The sequence below is a fragment of the Neorhizobium sp. T25_13 genome (assembly GCF_002968675.1).
Lineage (GTDB): Bacteria > Pseudomonadota > Alphaproteobacteria > Rhizobiales > Rhizobiaceae > Neorhizobium > Neorhizobium tomejilense.
The window spans coordinates 183,399-199,026 of sequence record NZ_PVBI01000001.1 but is presented as its reverse complement, the minus strand read 5'-3'; the positions used below and the strand labels follow the sequence as shown (position 1 = coordinate 199,026).

The following is a 15,628-nucleotide window of genomic DNA, read 5'->3' as shown; positions in this document are numbered from 1 at the left end:
ATTGATCAGACACCGTTCCGATCGACCTGCCGTGGCCCGGTGGATGAACGGCTGATTTGGTGATTGGCGAGCCGACCCGTGAAGGAAGGCCGATGGCGATTTGGAGGCTCTGTCGTGGAATGTTCGGATCTTGGATCAGAAAATTTCTGCCGACGGCAGGGCCACCTATTTCGCTGCACCGCGATCGCCTACTCCTCCTGTGCTATTCTCCTCCAAACCATGTTCCGTCCCGCGCACTTTGTCAAATTGTTTTGCGATGTAATTTTTTACGAAAAATTCTTTCGTAAAAATATCATTATTTCCCATATAGTTATGTTGTTGTCGATACTCGAAAACCGTGGCCTGTGGGCATTATAAAACTTGACAACTTTGTGTTTCTGGCAATTCTCAGTGCCGAGAGGAGAGCTTTATGAGCCCTGATGAAATAGCGGCAGCAATGACCGGCAAGGTAGGGATGACCGCCGGCAGGCACGAAGCCTTCCTGCCTTCCCCCATGGTGCAGAACCATGCAAGCTTCCTGCATCTCCTGGCCGACGGCGCGTTGATCTGCGCCTGGTTCGGGGGCTCGCTGGAAGGCAAGTCCGACATATCCATTTTCGCGTCCGTCCTGGTGCCGGGCTCGGACCTCTGGGGTTCGCCGCAGAGGTTGAGCTTCGATGACGAGCATTCCGAGCAGAACCCGGTTCTGTTTGCCGCGCCCGACGGCCGGCTCTGGCTTTTCCACACGTCGCAGCCTTCCGGCAACCAGGACGAATGCCGTATCCGCATGGCCGAGATCAGGCGTGATCAAAGCGACCCGACAAGGCTGACAGCGGAGGCGGGCGGTTATCTCGACCTGCCGAAAGGATGTTTTATCCGGGCTCCACTGACGGTGCGGGATGACGGCGCATGGCTTCTGCCGATCTTCCGCTGCGTTCAGCGGCCGGGCCAGAAGTGGAATGGAAGCCATGACACGGCGGCAATCGGGATATCGACAGATGCCGGGAAAACTTGGCGCCTCGAAGAATTGCCGCGTTCGACCGGCTGCGTCCACATGAGTCCCGTCGCCTTGCCGGCAGGCGGTCATGCGGCATTTTTTCGCCGGAGGCAGGCGGATTTCGTCTACCGGAGCGAAAGCGCCGATGGCGGCCGATCCTGGTCGGTGCCCGAGGCAACGGATGTGCCGAACAACAATTCCTCGATCGCGGTTATTCGGCTGAGCGATGGCCGGCTGGCGATGATCTGCAATCCGGTGAGCGCTGCTCAGTCGAACGATCGCCGCGCTTCGCTTTACGATGAACTCGGCGAGAGTGACGAAAGACCCGATGCCGATCCCACGGGCGGTTGCGTGCCCGTCTGGGGCGTGCCGCGCGCGCCGGTCTGTGTCTGTATTTCGAATGATGGTGGTCTAAGCTTCCCAGTCCGCATTCTGATTGAAGATGGACCAGGCACCTGCCTGTCCAACGATTCCACCGATGGCCGCAACAAGGAAATGTCCTATCCGTGGCTGCTGGAAGCGCCGGACGGGACCCTGCATATCGCCTATACCTCTCACAGGCGGGCAATCAAATACGTGAGCCTGGCTTCGGGCTGGGCAGACGCGACTGACGGGAGAATTTGATGAGCAATATCATTGGTATCACCATGGGAGACCCCTGTGGCGTCGGTCCGGAAGTAACAGTCAAGGCGCTGGCCGAGATGTCCGACGCCGATCGCTCCGCAACACGGGTCTATGGCAATCTGCTGACGCTGGAGGCGGCCCGCGATGCGGTCGGGGTCGCGCTCGACCTCACGCCTTACGTCGTCGATCTTCCGGTGGAAGGAGCGCCTCTGCCCTGGGGGCAGTTGTCGGCGATCGCCGGCGACGCGGCGTTCCGCTTCATCGAGCGCGCCGTACGCGATGCCGAGGCCGGCTCGATCGGCTGCATCGTCACGGCGCCGATCAACAAGGAAGCGCTCAACCTTGCGGGTCATCGCTACGATGGCCATACGGGCATGCTGCGCAGCCTCACCGGTTCGGCAGCGGCATACATGCTGCTGGCGTCCGACCGTCTGAAGGTGATCCATGTCTCCACGCATGTCTCCCTGCAGGAGGCTATCCGGCGCGCCACGACGGAACGGGTTCTGGCGACGATCCGCGCCGGTGACGCGCATCTGAAGCGCATCGGTTATGAACGTCCGCGCATTGCGGTTGCCGGCATCAATCCCCATTGCGGCGAAAACGGCCTCTTCGGTACGGAGGACGACGATCAGATCGCCCCGGCCGTGGCGGCCGCCCGCGCCGAAGGCATCGAGGTTCACGGTCCGATTTCCGCCGATACGGTTTTCCACCGGGCCTATTCCGGCGGCTTCGATCTGGTCGTCGCGCAGTATCACGATCAGGGCCATATCCCGATCAAGCTCGTTGCCTTCGACACGGCCGTCAACGTCTCTGTCGATCTGCCGATAGACCGCACCTCTGTCGATCACGGTACCGCGTTCGATATCGCCGGCAAGGGGATCGCCAATCACGGCAACATGAATTCGGCCATCGCCTACGCGCGCAAGCTCGTGGCGGGGCCCCGGTAAGGAAAGCGTCATGGCCATTGCACCCATCACACTCCACCAGCCGCTGCGCCTCGCCGTCGGGGCCGGCGCGATCAGCCAGGTTGGCGTCTGGGCTGGCGACGTCGCCTCGACCCTGGTCATTGCGACGCCGATCACGGCTGGTTTTGCCGACCGTCTGCAGTTACCCGGCCGATTTTCCGTATTCGACGCCATTCCGGGCGAGCCGGATACCTTGACGCTGGATGCCGCGCTGGCGGCTGCCCGCAAGGCTCGTCCGCAACTGATCGTCGGGCTTGGCGGTGGATCGGTGCTGGACGTCGCCAAGCTTGTCGCGGTGCTGTGGGATTCCGAGCAGAACCTCGAAGACGTTGCCGGTCCCAATCGCGTCGCCGGTCGCCGCACGCGGCTTGCGCAGGTCGCGACCACGGCGGGTACCGGCTCGGAGGCGGGCATCCGTTCGCTCATCACCGATCCGGTCAAGCGGACCAAGATCGCGGTCGAAAGCCCGCACATGATCGCGGATTTCGCGGTGCTCGATCCTGAGCTGACCTATTCGGTGCCTCCGGCCGTGACCGCCGCGACGGGTGTCGATGCCATGGCGCATTGCGTCGAAGCCTTTACCAACCGCCGCGCCCATCCGATGATCGACGGCTTTGCCCGCATGGGATTCGGGCTTGTCGGCCGGTATCTGGCGCGGGCGGTGAAGGACGGGCAGGATACGGAGGCGCGCGAAGGGTTGATGCTCGCTTCCTATTACGGCGGCATTTGCCTCGGTCCGGTCAATACGGCGGCCGGCCACGCAATCGCCTATCCACTGGGGACGCGGCTCAACCTGCCGCACGGTCTGGCGAATGCTATCGTTTTCCCGCATGTACTGGCTTTCAACCAGTCTGTCGCTAACGCGAAGACCGCGGAGGTGGCGGCGGCACTCGGCCTTGGCGACAACCTCACTTCGGATGAACTGCGCTCTTCGGCCCACGATTTCTGCGGAGGGCTTGGCATCCAGATGTCGCTGGCGGCTCATGGCGCCAGGCAGGAGGAGCTTTCCCTCTACGCTTCGGAGGCGCATGCGATCCGTCGGCTGATGGATAACAACCCGGCCGAAATGAGTGTCGGCGACGTGCTGGGGATCTACGAGGCGGCATTTTGAAGCGATAACCATCCGGCAGTACGCAGCCGGATGGTCGTTATTTCCGGATGACGCATTCGGGTCTCATTGGTGCGACGATTGAAACAGCCGCGCGCGTGAACCCTTCAAGTGGTCCAGCATCAACTGCCGCGCCGCTTCCTGGTCTCCGCGTGTGATTGCATCGGCAATCGCCTCGTGCTCGCCGAACACTTTCGCCAGCCCGGTTGCCTCTCTTTTCACGGAGGCTCCGTGGAATTTCATCCCCACGGCAATGTGATCCTTCAGGGCCTCCATCGCCGTCGAGAAGTAGCTGTTCTGAGCCGCTCGCGCGATAGCCAGATGGAACTGGTAGTCGGCGTCTTCGCGATGGGCCTGGCGGTTCGTGGCATCGCGCAGCAATTCCAGGGCCCGCTTTATGGCCGCCAGGCTTTCCTTGTCGTGACGCACTGCCGCTGCTGCTGCTGCTGCAGGTTCAAGCGTCATGCGAAACTCGTAACAGTTGAGGAGATCGGCAACGTTTTCCAGCTGGCCGAATCCGAGCGGCTCACGCAGGCCGAGCGCACGCACGAAGCTGCCGGCACCGCGTCTCGAATAGATCAGTCCCTGCTCGCGCAGCCGCCTCAGCGCTTCCCGGATGATCGGCCGCGACACTTCGAATTCGTTGGCTAGTTCATGTTCGGTCGGCAACCGTTCGTCCGGCTTGTACGCCCCCGACTTGATCGCGCGCAACATCCGCTCAAAGACGATATCGGGAAGGCCCTTGCGGGCAGTGCCGCTCTCAAGCCCCATCGTTCAACCCTTCTCGCCCATGGCTATTCTTGCTATCTCGCGCAATGTGCCCGGCGTGCCGAATCCGCCGGATTTGGCGATGATGCATTGGCCATCGATATAAGCCAAGCCAAGGCCCGGCAGACATTCGCCGAGAAGCTGGAATCTCGAGACATTCATTGCCTTCAAGACGGCTTCGGCAGTCGCGCCGCCCGACAGAAGCAGAGTGGCGGCCGGCGCCGTCATGTCCGGGACTATGCCCGCCGCCATCCTGTCCGATACCAGAAGCGGCGGATCGTCCCTTCCATCCGGCGTGGCCTGAACCAGCGTCACGGTATGCTGGGATGGAACAACCCTTTCCAGACGTCCGTTCGGCGCGGCAATATAGTCAAGCACGACCGCCTGGCGTAGTTCTTCGACCTGCGCCAGCGTGATCGGATCTCGCGAGCCGATGACGAAAAGGGCAGGGCCGGGTTCAGGGAGGGCCGGTTCGGCGACCTGACGGCCGGTCATGTGACAGGCCAGCGCCTCGGCGAGACCCCTGGCGCCGACAAGAAGATCTGCCCCGGCCTCGCGGCCAGTTGCCAGAGCCGCGGACATGTCTTCCTGCGAAAGCGTGTCGGGAATGATGACGCGTTCGGCATGAACGCCAAGCGCATCGGCGACCTTCAACGGCTTGTTCAGGCCAAAACCTTCGACATGTCCTGTTCGCACATTCCGTCCGAAATCAGGTATCGCAGGCGCGACGAGCGCCAGATGAAAAGGCGTGGCGTCGAGCTCGGCGGCGATATTGCCCTTGAGGCGGGAATCGATCTTCTTGAACAGAACGATGTCCGACGGCAGGCACGACAGGGCCGCAGCAGTCGACTGCCGCGCAGCCTCCGCCTCGACTTCCCGAGATCCGAGGTTGACTGAAAGAACCGTGGGCCTCAGTTGCAGGGCCGATTCGATAGCCTCGACGCTCAACGCGATTTCAGTATGCAAACCCCTGCCGGCAAACGGCGCCGCGCAATCAAGCGCGCCAGTCAGGTCGTCGGCAAGAATAACCAGCATAATGGACCACATAATCTGTTGTTATCTTTTTGAGCGAAATTTGCTCATATTGTCAATTGTATAACTACAGTATTTGACAAATTTGGCCGTGACTCGCGTGCCGGATGGATTGGCCAGGCCGTATTTTTTGCGGGGCCTTCACGTGCTGCAATTAGAGCAATTTCAGACGGCAGTGCATCGCGCGGTGGCTGAGCGGGCGACGGCCGCCTGAGCGACCCTCCGGGCTCCGCGACTATCCGTCCTGTTCAGACCGGCAGCCAGCCCGCGGCGAGGGGGTGATCTGTGGAAAGCGGCAGGCGTACGACTTGGCCTTCCCTTGCCGATGCATAGATTGCCGTAACAAGCTCGATCGAGTGATAACTTTCCTGAAGCGACGGCAGATAGAGGTCAGGTTCGCCGGTGAGACGTGCATGGATATCCGCGAAGAGTCCCGGAAATCGCGGAAGGATGTCGGGTATATCGCGAGTTGCCGCATCGACCTCGGGCTGCCGCGAGGGGTCGGTGGCTTCGAACTTCCAAGGTCCTGCCCCTATCTGATAGGGTTCCGTGCCCGACGTGACCGTGACATGCTCGAAACACATCCTCAGCCGCGAACTGTTTCCGGCCGCACCCAAGGTGACTGAGGACGTGATCAGCGCCCCCGCTGCCGTGCGCATCGAAAGCACGGCGCAATCTTCGGTCTCGATGGGATTGACGCGGGTATCGAGGAAGGCGGCAACCTCCACGACATCTCCCGCGAGATGAGTCGTCAGATTATGGATATGGCACGCATGACTGACGAGCACGCCGCCGAGCTCGCCTTTCCAGGTGCCCCGCCAGCGCTCTGCGTAATAATCGGATCCGCGTTGCCAGTGTGTCTCCAGGGCCACCACGTAAGGCCGGCCCAGGAGCCCTCTGACCTTCAATTCGTGTGCTGCCCGGTAGCCGGCGCCATAACGATACTGGAATACGGGAAAGACTTGCCACCCCGTTCGTGCGGAAAGCTCAGCGATCCGGCGCACCTCAGTTATTGAACCGGCAAGGGGCTTTTCGCAGACCACATGCTTTCCTGCCCCCAGTGCGGCTAGCGTCATCGGCGCGTGCAGCTGTGGCGGCAGGCAGATGTCGACCAGATCCACGCAGGGGTCGGCGAAGACCTCGCTGATGTCGGCAACGACCCGGCTGCCCGGAGCCTGCTGCGCCGCATCCTCGGCGCGAGGCAGGTTGAGGTCACAGACGTAACGGACGTCGAAAAGATCGGCCAATTGCGCATAAGCGGCGATATGGGCCTTGCCTATGCCCGCGCCGATGACGGCGACACGGATGCGCTTCGTCATCGGTCTTTTTTCTCTTCGGCGCGGAGTTGCGCCTGCAGTCCCAACCGGGTCGCGAGAAACGCATGGGACTGGGCCATGGCCGCCTCGGTGCGCCTTTCCACATCGGCAACCAGGCGGGCGAAGAAGGGCTTTCCGGCGCCTTTCGCCTCGAAACGCTGGACGCCCGACTTGTCGACCAGAAAAACGTGGTCCTGACCGTCGCGGCCGGCAATATCGATGTATTTGCGCAGCTCGATATACCCTTCCGTCCCGAGAATGGTCATCCTGCCGTCGCCCCAGACTGGAAGACCGTCGGGCGTCAGCCAATCGACCCGGGCATAACCCCGGCCGCCATTGCCCTCCAGAAGCACTTCGCCGAAATCCTGAAATCCGGGCCGATCCGGATTTGCGACATTGGTCACATGGGCGGAAACAACGCGTGCCTCGGTCGATCCGGTATAATGCAGGAACTGGTCGAACTGATGGGCACAGATATCGGCAAGAATCCCGCCGCAGCGGGTCCTGTCCCAGAACCAATCCGGCCTGAGATGTGCATTCAAGCGATGCGGTCCGAGACCGACCGTCTGGACGACCTTGCCGATCCGGCCTTCGGCGACCAGCTGATCCGCCAAGGTGGCGCTCTCGACGGAGACGCGTTCGGAAAAGGATACGACCCAGCGCCGCCCGGTGTCCGAGACGGCGCGCTGGATGTCTGCCAGCTGTTCCAGGTTGGTGCAGCCGGGTTTGTCGACCAGAACATCCTTGCCATGCCCCATCGCTGCCACTGCGATATCGGCGCGGTCGCTGTTGATCGCGGCCGACAGGACAAGGCCAATGCTCTCGTCATTGAGGATGGCCTGCATCGGCCGGGCCGGCAGATCCGGATAGGTTTCCTGGAACGTCTTGCGGACCGCCTCCGGCGTCTCCTCACCGGTCGTCCATGCAACGAGCGTGGCGCCGGCGTCCAGCATGCCGTTGATCATGCCGTAGATATGTCCGTGGTCTATGCCGATGACGCCGATGCGAAGGTTAAAAGCCATGGGAACTACCTGTTCAGGTGGATGCCGCGAGCGCGAAGCATGGATTGGATATTGACGAGCGAACCCGTCTCGATGGAAGCGTTGGCGGCGATGCCGGTGAGGATGGACCAGGCGCCGGCAACATGATCGGAGGCGCGGCCATGTGGGTCAGGCTGCATGCTCTCCGGATCGAAGATATAACCCAGCATGACCGGATCCGCGCCGCCGTGATCCCCCGTTGCCTTCGGAACGGCAAGCCGGCGCGGAGGCTCGCCGGCCAGGTGAAGTTCCGTGGTGATCGCATCTTCATCCGCATGGGCGCGTTTGCCGCCGAACACCCCATGGACCTCGACATGGCGATGGGTGATGTCGCCTTTGGTGCCCTGGAACTTGATCTCCAGCCCTTCCCAGGGTGAATAGGCAGTCAGGGTGTAATTCGCGGTGACGCCCGAGGCGTAGCGGATATGGGCCTGCATCGTATCTTCGATGCCGATCTCTTCGTCGAATACGCAAAGGTCTCGGAAATAGCCGTCTTCGTGTTCAGCCTCGACATAGAGATTGCGCAGGTTTTCGTCGGCTGCAAGGTCGAGCCGGAAATCGCACTTGTGGGCCACGGGACAGTCGCTGCAGCGTGGCCCACGGCCCGCGAGACCAAGTTCCACCGCCGTTTCCGGTCGATAAAAGACCCGACGGCCGGAGGCCAGCACTTCCGTCGGCGCGGTCCCCAGCCACCAATTGAGAAGATCGAAATGGTGGGTTGATTTATGGACCAGGAGCCCGCCGGAATTCTCCTTCTGGCGATGCCAGCGGCGAAAATAATCGGCGCCGTGAACCCGATCGAGGTGCCAGCGGAAATCGACAGCCGTCACCGTCCCGATCGCTCCGGACGAAATCAGTTCCTTGATTTGGGTGCGTGCCGGCGAATAGCGGTAGTTGAAGGTCACGGTGACCTTCCGGCCGGTGCGCGCCTGGGCATCGACGATCTGCTTGAGACGGCTGAGATCGATCGTCAGCGGCTTTTCGCAAATGACGTCGCATCCGGCCTCGAAGGCACGAACGATATAATCGGCATGCAGGAAATCCGGCGTCGCGACGACAATCGTATCCGGCTTCTGCTCCGCAATCAGGCGGTCGAAATCGGCGGCGAGGTAGGTGGCGACGCCGTTCGTCCCGGGCTTTGAAGCCGCTCGCGCCGCTTCGCTGAGGCGATGCGCGTTGCTGTCGCAAAGGGCAACGATCTCATGTTTGTCGGCATAATCTTCAACAACGGAATTGCGGAACATCTGATGGCGTGAACCGCATCCAACAATGGCGATCTTCACTGTGCTTGGCTTTCTTTCTGGGTGGGTTCGATGCGTTTGCCTGCGCCATCGAAATAGTGGAGGTCGGAGAGGTCGAACCCGATGGTGACCGGATCGCCCATTCGGTAGGGCGTCCGCCCATTGTCGCTGGCCAGCAGGACCTGGCCTGAAGACAGGGTGATATGCAGCAAGGTCTCGCTGCCAAGGTATTCTACCAGCCGGATCGTGCCTTCGCCCGTGACATCGCCATTGCCGATGCGCAGAGACGAAGGCCGCACGCACAAAGTCAGCGCATGATCGGCGGTCGGAAGCTCGGCAATCGCAAAATCAGGCATGCCGGCCACCGACACCACGGTCCTGCCCGCTTCGCGCGTCGCTTTCGCCTGCAGCATATTGATCTTCGGAGAGCCGATGAAGCCCGCGACAAAGAGATTTTGCGGCCGGGTATAGAGTTCCTGGGGCGTGCCGAGCTGCTCGATCTTGCCGCCCCGCAGGACCACGATCCGGCTTGCCATAGTCATCGCTTCCACCTGGTCATGGGTGACATAGATCATGGTGGTGCCGAGCCGGGCGTAGAGCGAGGCCAGTTCCGCCCTCATCTGCACGCGCAGTTCCGCGTCCAGATTGGAAAGCGGCTCGTCGAACAGGAAAAGCTGCGGCTCGCGCACGATCGACCTGCCGATGGCCACTCGCTGCTTCTGGCCGCCGGAAAGCTGTCGCGGCTTGCGGTCCATGAGCTGCTCGATTTGCAGGATGCGCGCGGCCTCTGCCACCCGCCTTTCCACCTCGGTGCGCGAAACCTTGAAGTTTTGAAGACCGAAAGCAAGGTTCTTGCGAACGCTCATATGAGGATAAAGAGCGTAGCTTTGAAAGACCATGGAAAGCTCGCGCTTCGAGGCGGGCAGATCGTTGACGACCTTTCCGCCGATCGAGATGGTTCCTTCGCTGATGTCTTCGAGGCCCGCGATCATCCGCAGAAGCGTCGACTTTCCGCAACCCGATGGACCGACGAGAACAAGAAACTCCCCGTCGTGGATGTCCAGATTCAGCCCCTGGATGATGGATAGCGCCCCGTAGCGCTTGCCGACGTTTCGAAGCGTCAATCCTGCCATGCGTCTTGTTCCCTATTTCATTCCGGAGGTGGCGATGCCGCGCACGATGAGTTTCTGGAACAGGACGAAGAAGATGACGACCGGGACCAGTGAAAGAACCGACATCGCGAACATCTGGCCGTAGGCGGACTGGCCCTCCTGATCGAGGAAGAGGCGAAGCGCCAGGGGCACGGTGTAGCTCTTGATGTCGTTGAGGTAGATGAGCGGGGCGAGGAAATCCTCCCAAACCCAGATCAGCGAAAAGATCGCGGCCGTGCCCATGGCCGGCAGCGAAAGCGGCAATATGATTGCCCAATAGATCTTGAAGGGCGAGCAGCCGTCGATCATCGCCGCTTCATCCAGTTCGCGCGGCAATTGCCGAAAGAACTGCACCATCAGAAAGATGAAAAAGGCATCGGAAGCGAGGAAACGCGGCACCACCAGGGGAAGATAGGTGTCGACCCAGCCGAGATTCAGGAACTGAACATATTGAGGGATGAGAACCACGTGATAGGGGATCATCAGCGTCATCATCATCAGCGCGAAGAAGAAGCTGCGCCCGGTGAAACTCAATCGCGCAAAGGCATAGGCCGCGAACGAGCAGGAAACTAGGTTTCCGATCACCGACAGGCCCGTGACGATCGCCGAATTCACATAAAAGACGGTGAAGGAGATCGGCAGGGCGTACCAGCCCTTGGTATAGTTCTCGAACCGAAACTCGGAAGGCCAGAGCGTCAGGCTGCCGAAGATCTCGTTTTCCGGCTTGAAGGAGGAAGCGAGCAGCCAGAACAGCGGATAGAGCATGACGCACGACACGATGATCAGGAAGATATGCTTCAGGATCCGGCCGTTGCGGTTTTGTCTGTCGCGCTTCAGCCGCAGCTCGTGAGCTACGCGCGCGGCCTCGTCCATCTGGATGGCGAGCTCCAGATCAGTCGCGCTCGTTTTCATAGTGCACCCAATATTTGGAAGTGAAGAAAGCGATCGCGGTGAAGGTCGCTATGATGACCAACAGGAACCAGGCAAGCGCCGATGCATAACCCATGCGGAAGAATTTGAAGGCTTCGTTGAACAGGTAGACCGTATAAAACAGCAGGCTGTCCGCCGGAGCGCCGGTGCCGTTGGAGATGATGAAGGCGCTAGAAAAGGTCTTGAAGGAATCGATCGTCTGCAGCACCAGATTGAAGAAGATCACCGGGGCAAGAAGCGGCAAGGTAATGCGGGTGAATTGCCGCCAGCCGGGCGTCCCGTCGATTTCCGCCGCCTCATAAAGATCGCGCGGTATGCCGCGCAGGCCCGCCAGAAAGATCAGCATCGGCGAGCCGAACTGCCACATGGCGAGCACCACCAGCGTATAAAGCGAGGTATCCGGATCGGTGATCCATGAGGCTCCCTGAATTCCCACCATCGCCAGGACCTGATTGACGACGCCGTCGGCAGCGAAAAGCTGGCGCCACAGGATGGCGATGGCAATGGACGCGCCCAGCAGGGACGGCAGATAGAAGATGGCTCGGTAAAGGCCGATCGTGCGCAGGCCCTTGTCGAGCAGCATGGCGACACCGAGAGCCATGATCAGGCGGGCAGGCACAGCCAGTGCAACATAGGTAAACGTCACTTCCAGCGCTTTCCAGAAGCGCCGGTCCCGCGTGAACATGTATTCGTAATTGCCCCAGCCGATCCATCTGGGCGCGCTCACCATGTCATAGCGGGTGAAGGAAAGATAAAGCGACGCAAGGATAGGCCCCAGGGCGAGCAGGAAAAATCCGATCAGCCATGGAAGAAGAAACACATAGGCCGGTGCATTGCGGGCAAAAAAACGTTTCATCGAAACGACCTTGTTGTCGGAAGAGAGGCCCCGGCGGCAGGCGCCGCCGGGGCCTTGATATTCCCGCGCCGATTACTGGGCGCGCTCGATGATTGCCTGGGCATCCTCGATGAAGGTGCTGGCGGCTTTCGCAACTTCCACCTTGCCAAGAACGACATCGGTGCCGATACGCATGAAGGCGTCTCGTACCTCTCCCGCTCCCTTCGGGGCGGGCACCGGCAGCGGGCCGACCTTGCTCTGAATCGCCGTGAAATAGTCGACGGAGAGCTTCTCGACTTCCGTGAGCTTCGGGGCCAGCGCTGCGCGGATTTTCGGCGAACAAGGAATGCCGCGTTCGAGGCCGAGAATGCCGGTAATGTCGGGATCGTTGACCCAGGCATTCATATAGGCAATTGCCGCCCCCGTATCCTTGGCGTCCCGGCTGAGGGACAGGAACATCGAGGGCTTGATGAACTGGCCAGGCTTGCCGCCCGCCTTGTGGGGCACCATGGCGGCGCCGATCTTGTCTTTCGCCACAGCCTGAATGCCGACCAGCTGGTTGGACCAGTAGTGGGACATGGCGGTGTCGCCGACGGCAATGCCCGACTCGGCAATCGGCGGATCGAGAATGACGGTCTTGTTCTTGTCGCGAACAACCCCGGCCTTGCGCAGATCGGCCCACATCTGCCACCAGCTGGTGACGTCGCCGGCTGTCGCCGTGACCTTGCCGTCGGGGCTGTAGAATTCCCGACCGTTCTGGCGAACCCAGGATTCAAAGGTCTCGATCATCAGGGACAGATCGTCCGACCCCCTCATCTTGCCGCCGGACTTGGCGGTAATCTTTTCGCATGCCTTGGCAAAGTCATCCCAGGTCCAGTTGATCAGGTCTGCATCGATGCCCGCTTCCTGGAAGGCGCGCTTGTTGTGGACCATGACCTGGCTGTTCGAGCCGATGTTGAGGGCGTAAAGCTTTCCATCGACCTTGCCGCCATCAAGAGGCCCCTTGTCGAAGTCGGCGATCATCAGGCTCTTGCCGACGAATTCGTCGAGGGGCTTCAGCGCTCCGCGATTGACGTATTCGAACAGGAACCGGTAGTCCATCTGCACGAGGTCGGCCATGTTCCGGCCGGCGGTCTGGGTCGCCATTTTGGTCCAGTAGTCGCCCCAACCGATCGTTTCGCCGGAAACTGCGATGCCGGCGTTTTTCTTCTGGAATGTGTCGATGACGGCAAAGGTGCGCTTGTCGCGCTCCGGATTGCCCCACCAATAGTGCCGGATTGAGCGATCGGCAGCAAACGCCGGCATGGCCGGAAGTGCGGAAGCGGCTGCAGCCGCTCCCATGGTGCCCAACAATGCTCGTCTCGTCAGTTTGGTCATTTCGTCCTCCTCCTTCTAACCCGAAGCGCCTCATGGGCGCCGGATGCGGTTGTTCATGGCTTGTTGCATGCCGGCTCCTCCTGCCGGACACGCCCATTCTTCCTCGGCGCAGCTTGCTAGATGAAGCTGCGCAAAAGCTCGGTCAGGCAGAGCATCGCCATCGCCTGGCCGTAAGGCATGGATGTCAGCTTGATCTGCCGGTAGAAATCGAGATCGCCGCCCATCGCCGTGCCGAAAGAGACCTGCTGGAGCTCTCCCTCGGGGCTGATGTTATCGATCACGCCTTTCATGGCCTGCTCGGCGGTTTCCAGATACTCGATGCCCAGATACCGCTTGCGTACGCCCTTCATCAGACCATAGGCAAAGCCGGCGGTCGCCGAGGCTTCCAGGTAGCTCGACCTATCATCGATCAGCGTGTGCCACAGGCCCGATGGGTGCTGATGGAGTTTCAGCGCCGCTGCCTGCCGGCCGAGCAGGGACACGAGATGGCGGCGGAGGGGATCGTTTTCGGCAAGGTCCAGGAGCTCGATGAATTCCGGAATGGCAATGGTGATCCAGCTATTGCCGCGTGCCCATCTGGCGCGGGCAAAATTGTGATTGCCGTCGAACGTCCAGCCGTGGAACCAGAGGCCGGTCTGCGTGTCGCAGAGATATTGGGCGTGGACCAGGAACTGGTATTTTGCCTCTTCCACGAACTCCGGCCGTTTGAGCACGAGGCCGATCTTGGCAAGCGGCAGCACGCTCATCATCAGCGTGTCGTCCCACATCTGCTGGTCATTGACGCTGTTATAGACGATATGCTGCAGCCCGCCTTCGCGGGTCCGTGGCATCTCGTGCATCACCCATTCTGCCCATGTTTCCAGGTAGGGCCGCCACCGAGGATCCCCCGTGAGTTCATAGAGATGGGCAAGCGTCAGGAACGGGGCGACCGTGTTGATGTTCTTTGTGGGGGTACCTTCAGCCAGCCGGGCTTCGAACCAGTCGACGATGATGCCCATCACCTTCTGATTGCCGGTCAGCTGCCAATATTTGAGAAGGCCGAAAAGCGCGACGCCATGGGTCCATTCCCAGCCCGCCCAGCCTTTGGTATCGATAACCCGGCCGTCATCGAGGCGCAGGAGGAATTCACCGGTGCGATCCTCGATATGGATAAGGTTGTCGATCAGCCGATCGATGAGACCGCACACGTCACCGCGCTGAATCAGGTGTTGCTTTTGCCGCAGCAGCGGATGCATGCCGCCGTCCTCCCAAAAAATATTCGGAACGTTATTCCGGATTTTAGGAAATCACACTCCTTGCGGCTTTTCAACTGTGTTTTTTTGTGCATTCTTCGGCTAAGGCGCGGTTTACCCACGCCCATCCTTTATCTTGACACAGGTTTCTGAAAATTCCAGAATGAGATTTCGAAAAAAATAGAACATGCTATGTCAGAGCTGAGCCCAAAAACCGAAAATGTCGCCGCCGTTCTCAAGGTCTTCGCCGTGATGGAGGCGTTGGTCGAGGGAAAGAAGGTGAGCCTCGCCGATCTCGCTCAACGCGCCATGACGTCGAAGACCACGGCGCATCGGCTGCTGCAGACCATGGTTGAACTCGGCTATGTGGAGCAGGATGCGGAGACGGAAAAATACGGACTGACGCTGAAACTTTTCAGCCTCGGCGCGCGCTCACTGACCGAGCAGACGGATCTCCTGCGTGTGGCGGACCAGGCGATGGGAAAGCTTTCCAGGGTGACCGGCGAGTCCGTCAATCTGGGTATTCTCGATGATCGCGACCAGAAAGTCGTCTACATTCACAAATACGATTCCGCCTACAGTCTCTCGATGAAATCGACGCTTGGGCTGCGTAATCCGCTGCACAGCACCTCGCTGGGCAAGGCGCTTCTTGCATGGCGCGACGACGACGAGATCCGGGAGCGGATCAACAAGATGGAACTGACGAAGCTCGCGCCGCGCACCATCACCGATCCGCAGGAACTGTTTGCCCAGTTGCAGATGGCCCGCAGTCGCGGGTTTGCCGAAGAGGTGGAAGAGAGCGAGGCGGGCGTGCGATGCATGGCGGCGCCGATCTTCAATTTCCTCGGAAAACCGATCGCCGCGCTGTCGATTTCCTTTCCGATGTTCCGCTTCGATGAAAGCCGGAAATCCGAATATGTCGACCTCCTGCGCACGGCAGGGCTCACCGCTTCCGCCGGGCTCGGCTATCAGCCCGCAAAGAACTAATGCCTAGCGGCCTCAACGCTGATCGGCATTGCGGAAGCGAGGCGGC

Annotated in this window: 14 protein-coding genes; 4 read left to right on the top strand and 10 right to left on the bottom strand. The window is 60.5% G+C overall.

Going from position 1 to position 15,628, the window contains the following annotated elements:
• Positions 1-409: 409 nt before the first annotated feature.
• From C5J22_RS01025 to C5J22_RS01015, 3 genes are read left to right on the top strand one after another with little or no spacing between them, the layout of a single operon-like run.
• Positions 410-1,600, top strand: a complete 1,191-nt coding sequence (locus tag C5J22_RS01025) for an exo-alpha-sialidase (RefSeq protein ID WP_105436769.1) — start codon at positions 410-412, stop codon at positions 1,598-1,600.
• Positions 1,600-2,547, top strand: a complete 948-nt coding sequence (gene pdxA / locus C5J22_RS01020) for a 4-hydroxythreonine-4-phosphate dehydrogenase PdxA (protein WP_105436768.1) — start codon at positions 1,600-1,602, stop codon at positions 2,545-2,547. Before C5J22_RS01025 ends, pdxA begins: the two co-directional genes overlap by 1 nt.
• 10 nt (positions 2,548-2,557) lie before the next feature.
• Positions 2,558-3,676: an iron-containing alcohol dehydrogenase gene (locus C5J22_RS01015; protein ID WP_105436767.1), complete on the top strand. Its 1,119-nt coding sequence runs from the start codon at positions 2,558-2,560 to the stop codon at positions 3,674-3,676.
• Positions 3,677-3,739: 63 nt separating this feature from the next.
• Here the strand turns inward: C5J22_RS01015 and C5J22_RS01010 are convergent, their stop codons facing one another.
• The 10 genes from C5J22_RS01010 to C5J22_RS00965 form a co-directional block, all read right to left on the bottom strand.
• On the bottom strand, positions 3,740-4,444 hold the full coding sequence (locus C5J22_RS01010; RefSeq protein WP_105436766.1) for a FadR/GntR family transcriptional regulator: 705 nt from the start codon (positions 4,442-4,444) through the stop codon (positions 3,740-3,742).
• 3 nt (positions 4,445-4,447) lie between these two features.
• Positions 4,448-5,476, bottom strand: a complete 1,029-nt coding sequence (locus tag C5J22_RS01005) for a four-carbon acid sugar kinase family protein (protein ID WP_105436765.1) — start codon at positions 5,474-5,476, stop codon at positions 4,448-4,450.
• 245 nt (positions 5,477-5,721) lie between these two features.
• Positions 5,722-6,792, bottom strand: coding sequence for a Gfo/Idh/MocA family protein (locus tag C5J22_RS01000; RefSeq protein ID WP_105436764.1), 1,071 nt, complete (start codon positions 6,790-6,792; stop codon positions 5,722-5,724).
• Positions 6,789-7,811 (bottom strand): Gfo/Idh/MocA family protein, encoded by a 1,023-nt coding sequence (locus tag C5J22_RS00995; RefSeq protein WP_105436763.1) that lies wholly within the window; start codon positions 7,809-7,811, stop codon positions 6,789-6,791. The genes C5J22_RS01000 and C5J22_RS00995 overlap by 4 nt, the downstream gene beginning before the upstream one ends.
• 5 nt (positions 7,812-7,816) lie before the next feature.
• Entirely contained in the window at positions 7,817-9,112 is a 1,296-nt protein-coding gene (locus C5J22_RS00990; RefSeq protein WP_105436762.1) for a Gfo/Idh/MocA family protein, read from the bottom strand.
• The gene (locus tag C5J22_RS00985; protein WP_105436761.1) at positions 9,109-10,203 is read right to left on the bottom strand and encodes an ABC transporter ATP-binding protein; all 1,095 of its coding nucleotides are present in this window, start codon (positions 10,201-10,203) and stop codon (positions 9,109-9,111) included. Before C5J22_RS00985 ends, C5J22_RS00990 begins: the two co-directional genes overlap by 4 nt.
• A 12-nt stretch (positions 10,204-10,215) precedes the next feature.
• A complete protein-coding gene (locus tag C5J22_RS00980) occupies positions 10,216-11,094 on the bottom strand; it encodes a carbohydrate ABC transporter permease (RefSeq protein WP_370649418.1) in 879 nt (292 codons plus the stop codon).
• A 19-nt stretch (positions 11,095-11,113) separates the two neighbouring features.
• Positions 11,114-12,007: a carbohydrate ABC transporter permease gene (locus C5J22_RS00975; RefSeq protein ID WP_037084987.1), complete on the bottom strand. Its 894-nt coding sequence runs from the start codon at positions 12,005-12,007 to the stop codon at positions 11,114-11,116.
• A 72-nt stretch (positions 12,008-12,079) separates the two neighbouring features.
• Positions 12,080-13,363 (bottom strand): ABC transporter substrate-binding protein, encoded by a 1,284-nt coding sequence (locus C5J22_RS00970; protein WP_105436760.1) that lies wholly within the window; start codon positions 13,361-13,363, stop codon positions 12,080-12,082.
• 116 nt (positions 13,364-13,479) lie between these two features.
• Positions 13,480-14,598 (bottom strand): glycoside hydrolase family 105 protein, encoded by a 1,119-nt coding sequence (locus C5J22_RS00965; RefSeq protein ID WP_105436759.1) that lies wholly within the window; start codon positions 14,596-14,598, stop codon positions 13,480-13,482.
• A 189-nt stretch (positions 14,599-14,787) separates the two neighbouring features.
• Here C5J22_RS00965 and kdgR point away from each other — a divergent pair, with 189 nt between their 5' ends.
• Positions 14,788-15,582 carry a DNA-binding transcriptional regulator KdgR gene (kdgR, locus tag C5J22_RS00960; RefSeq protein ID WP_105436758.1) on the top strand — a complete coding sequence of 265 codons (795 nt, stop codon included), beginning with the start codon at positions 14,788-14,790 and terminating at the stop codon, positions 15,580-15,582.
• The last annotated feature ends 46 nt before the right edge of the window (positions 15,583-15,628 follow it).

Excerpts from the sequence above, each read along its gene's own strand:
- C5J22_RS00965 (WP_105436759.1), bottom strand. The coding sequence starts at position 14,598 with ATGCATCCGCTGCTGCGGCAAAAGCAACACCTGATTCAGCGCGGTGAC.
- C5J22_RS00995 (WP_105436763.1), bottom strand. The coding sequence starts at position 7,811 with ATGGCTTTTAACCTTCGCATCGGCGTCATCGGCATAGACCACGGACAT.
- pdxA (WP_105436768.1), top strand. The coding sequence starts at position 1,600 with ATGAGCAATATCATTGGTATCACCATGGGAGACCCCTGTGGCGTCGGT.
- C5J22_RS01025 (WP_105436769.1), top strand. The coding sequence starts at position 410 with ATGAGCCCTGATGAAATAGCGGCAGCAATGACCGGCAAGGTAGGGATG.
- kdgR (WP_105436758.1), top strand. The coding sequence starts at position 14,788 with ATGTCAGAGCTGAGCCCAAAAACCGAAAATGTCGCCGCCGTTCTCAAG.
- C5J22_RS00970 (WP_105436760.1), bottom strand. The coding sequence starts at position 13,363 with ATGACCAAACTGACGAGACGAGCATTGTTGGGCACCATGGGAGCGGCT.
- C5J22_RS01000 (WP_105436764.1), bottom strand. The coding sequence starts at position 6,792 with ATGACGAAGCGCATCCGTGTCGCCGTCATCGGCGCGGGCATAGGCAAG.
- C5J22_RS00975 (WP_037084987.1), bottom strand. The coding sequence starts at position 12,007 with ATGAAACGTTTTTTTGCCCGCAATGCACCGGCCTATGTGTTTCTTCTT.
- C5J22_RS00980 (WP_370649418.1), bottom strand. The coding sequence starts at position 11,094 with ATGGACGAGGCCGCGCGCGTAGCTCACGAGCTGCGGCTGAAGCGCGAC.
- C5J22_RS00985 (WP_105436761.1), bottom strand. The coding sequence starts at position 10,203 with ATGGCAGGATTGACGCTTCGAAACGTCGGCAAGCGCTACGGGGCGCTA.
- C5J22_RS01010 (WP_105436766.1), bottom strand. The coding sequence starts at position 4,444 with ATGGGGCTTGAGAGCGGCACTGCCCGCAAGGGCCTTCCCGATATCGTC.
- C5J22_RS01005 (WP_105436765.1), bottom strand. The coding sequence starts at position 5,476 with ATGCTGGTTATTCTTGCCGACGACCTGACTGGCGCGCTTGATTGCGCG.
- C5J22_RS01015 (WP_105436767.1), top strand. The coding sequence starts at position 2,558 with ATGGCCATTGCACCCATCACACTCCACCAGCCGCTGCGCCTCGCCGTC.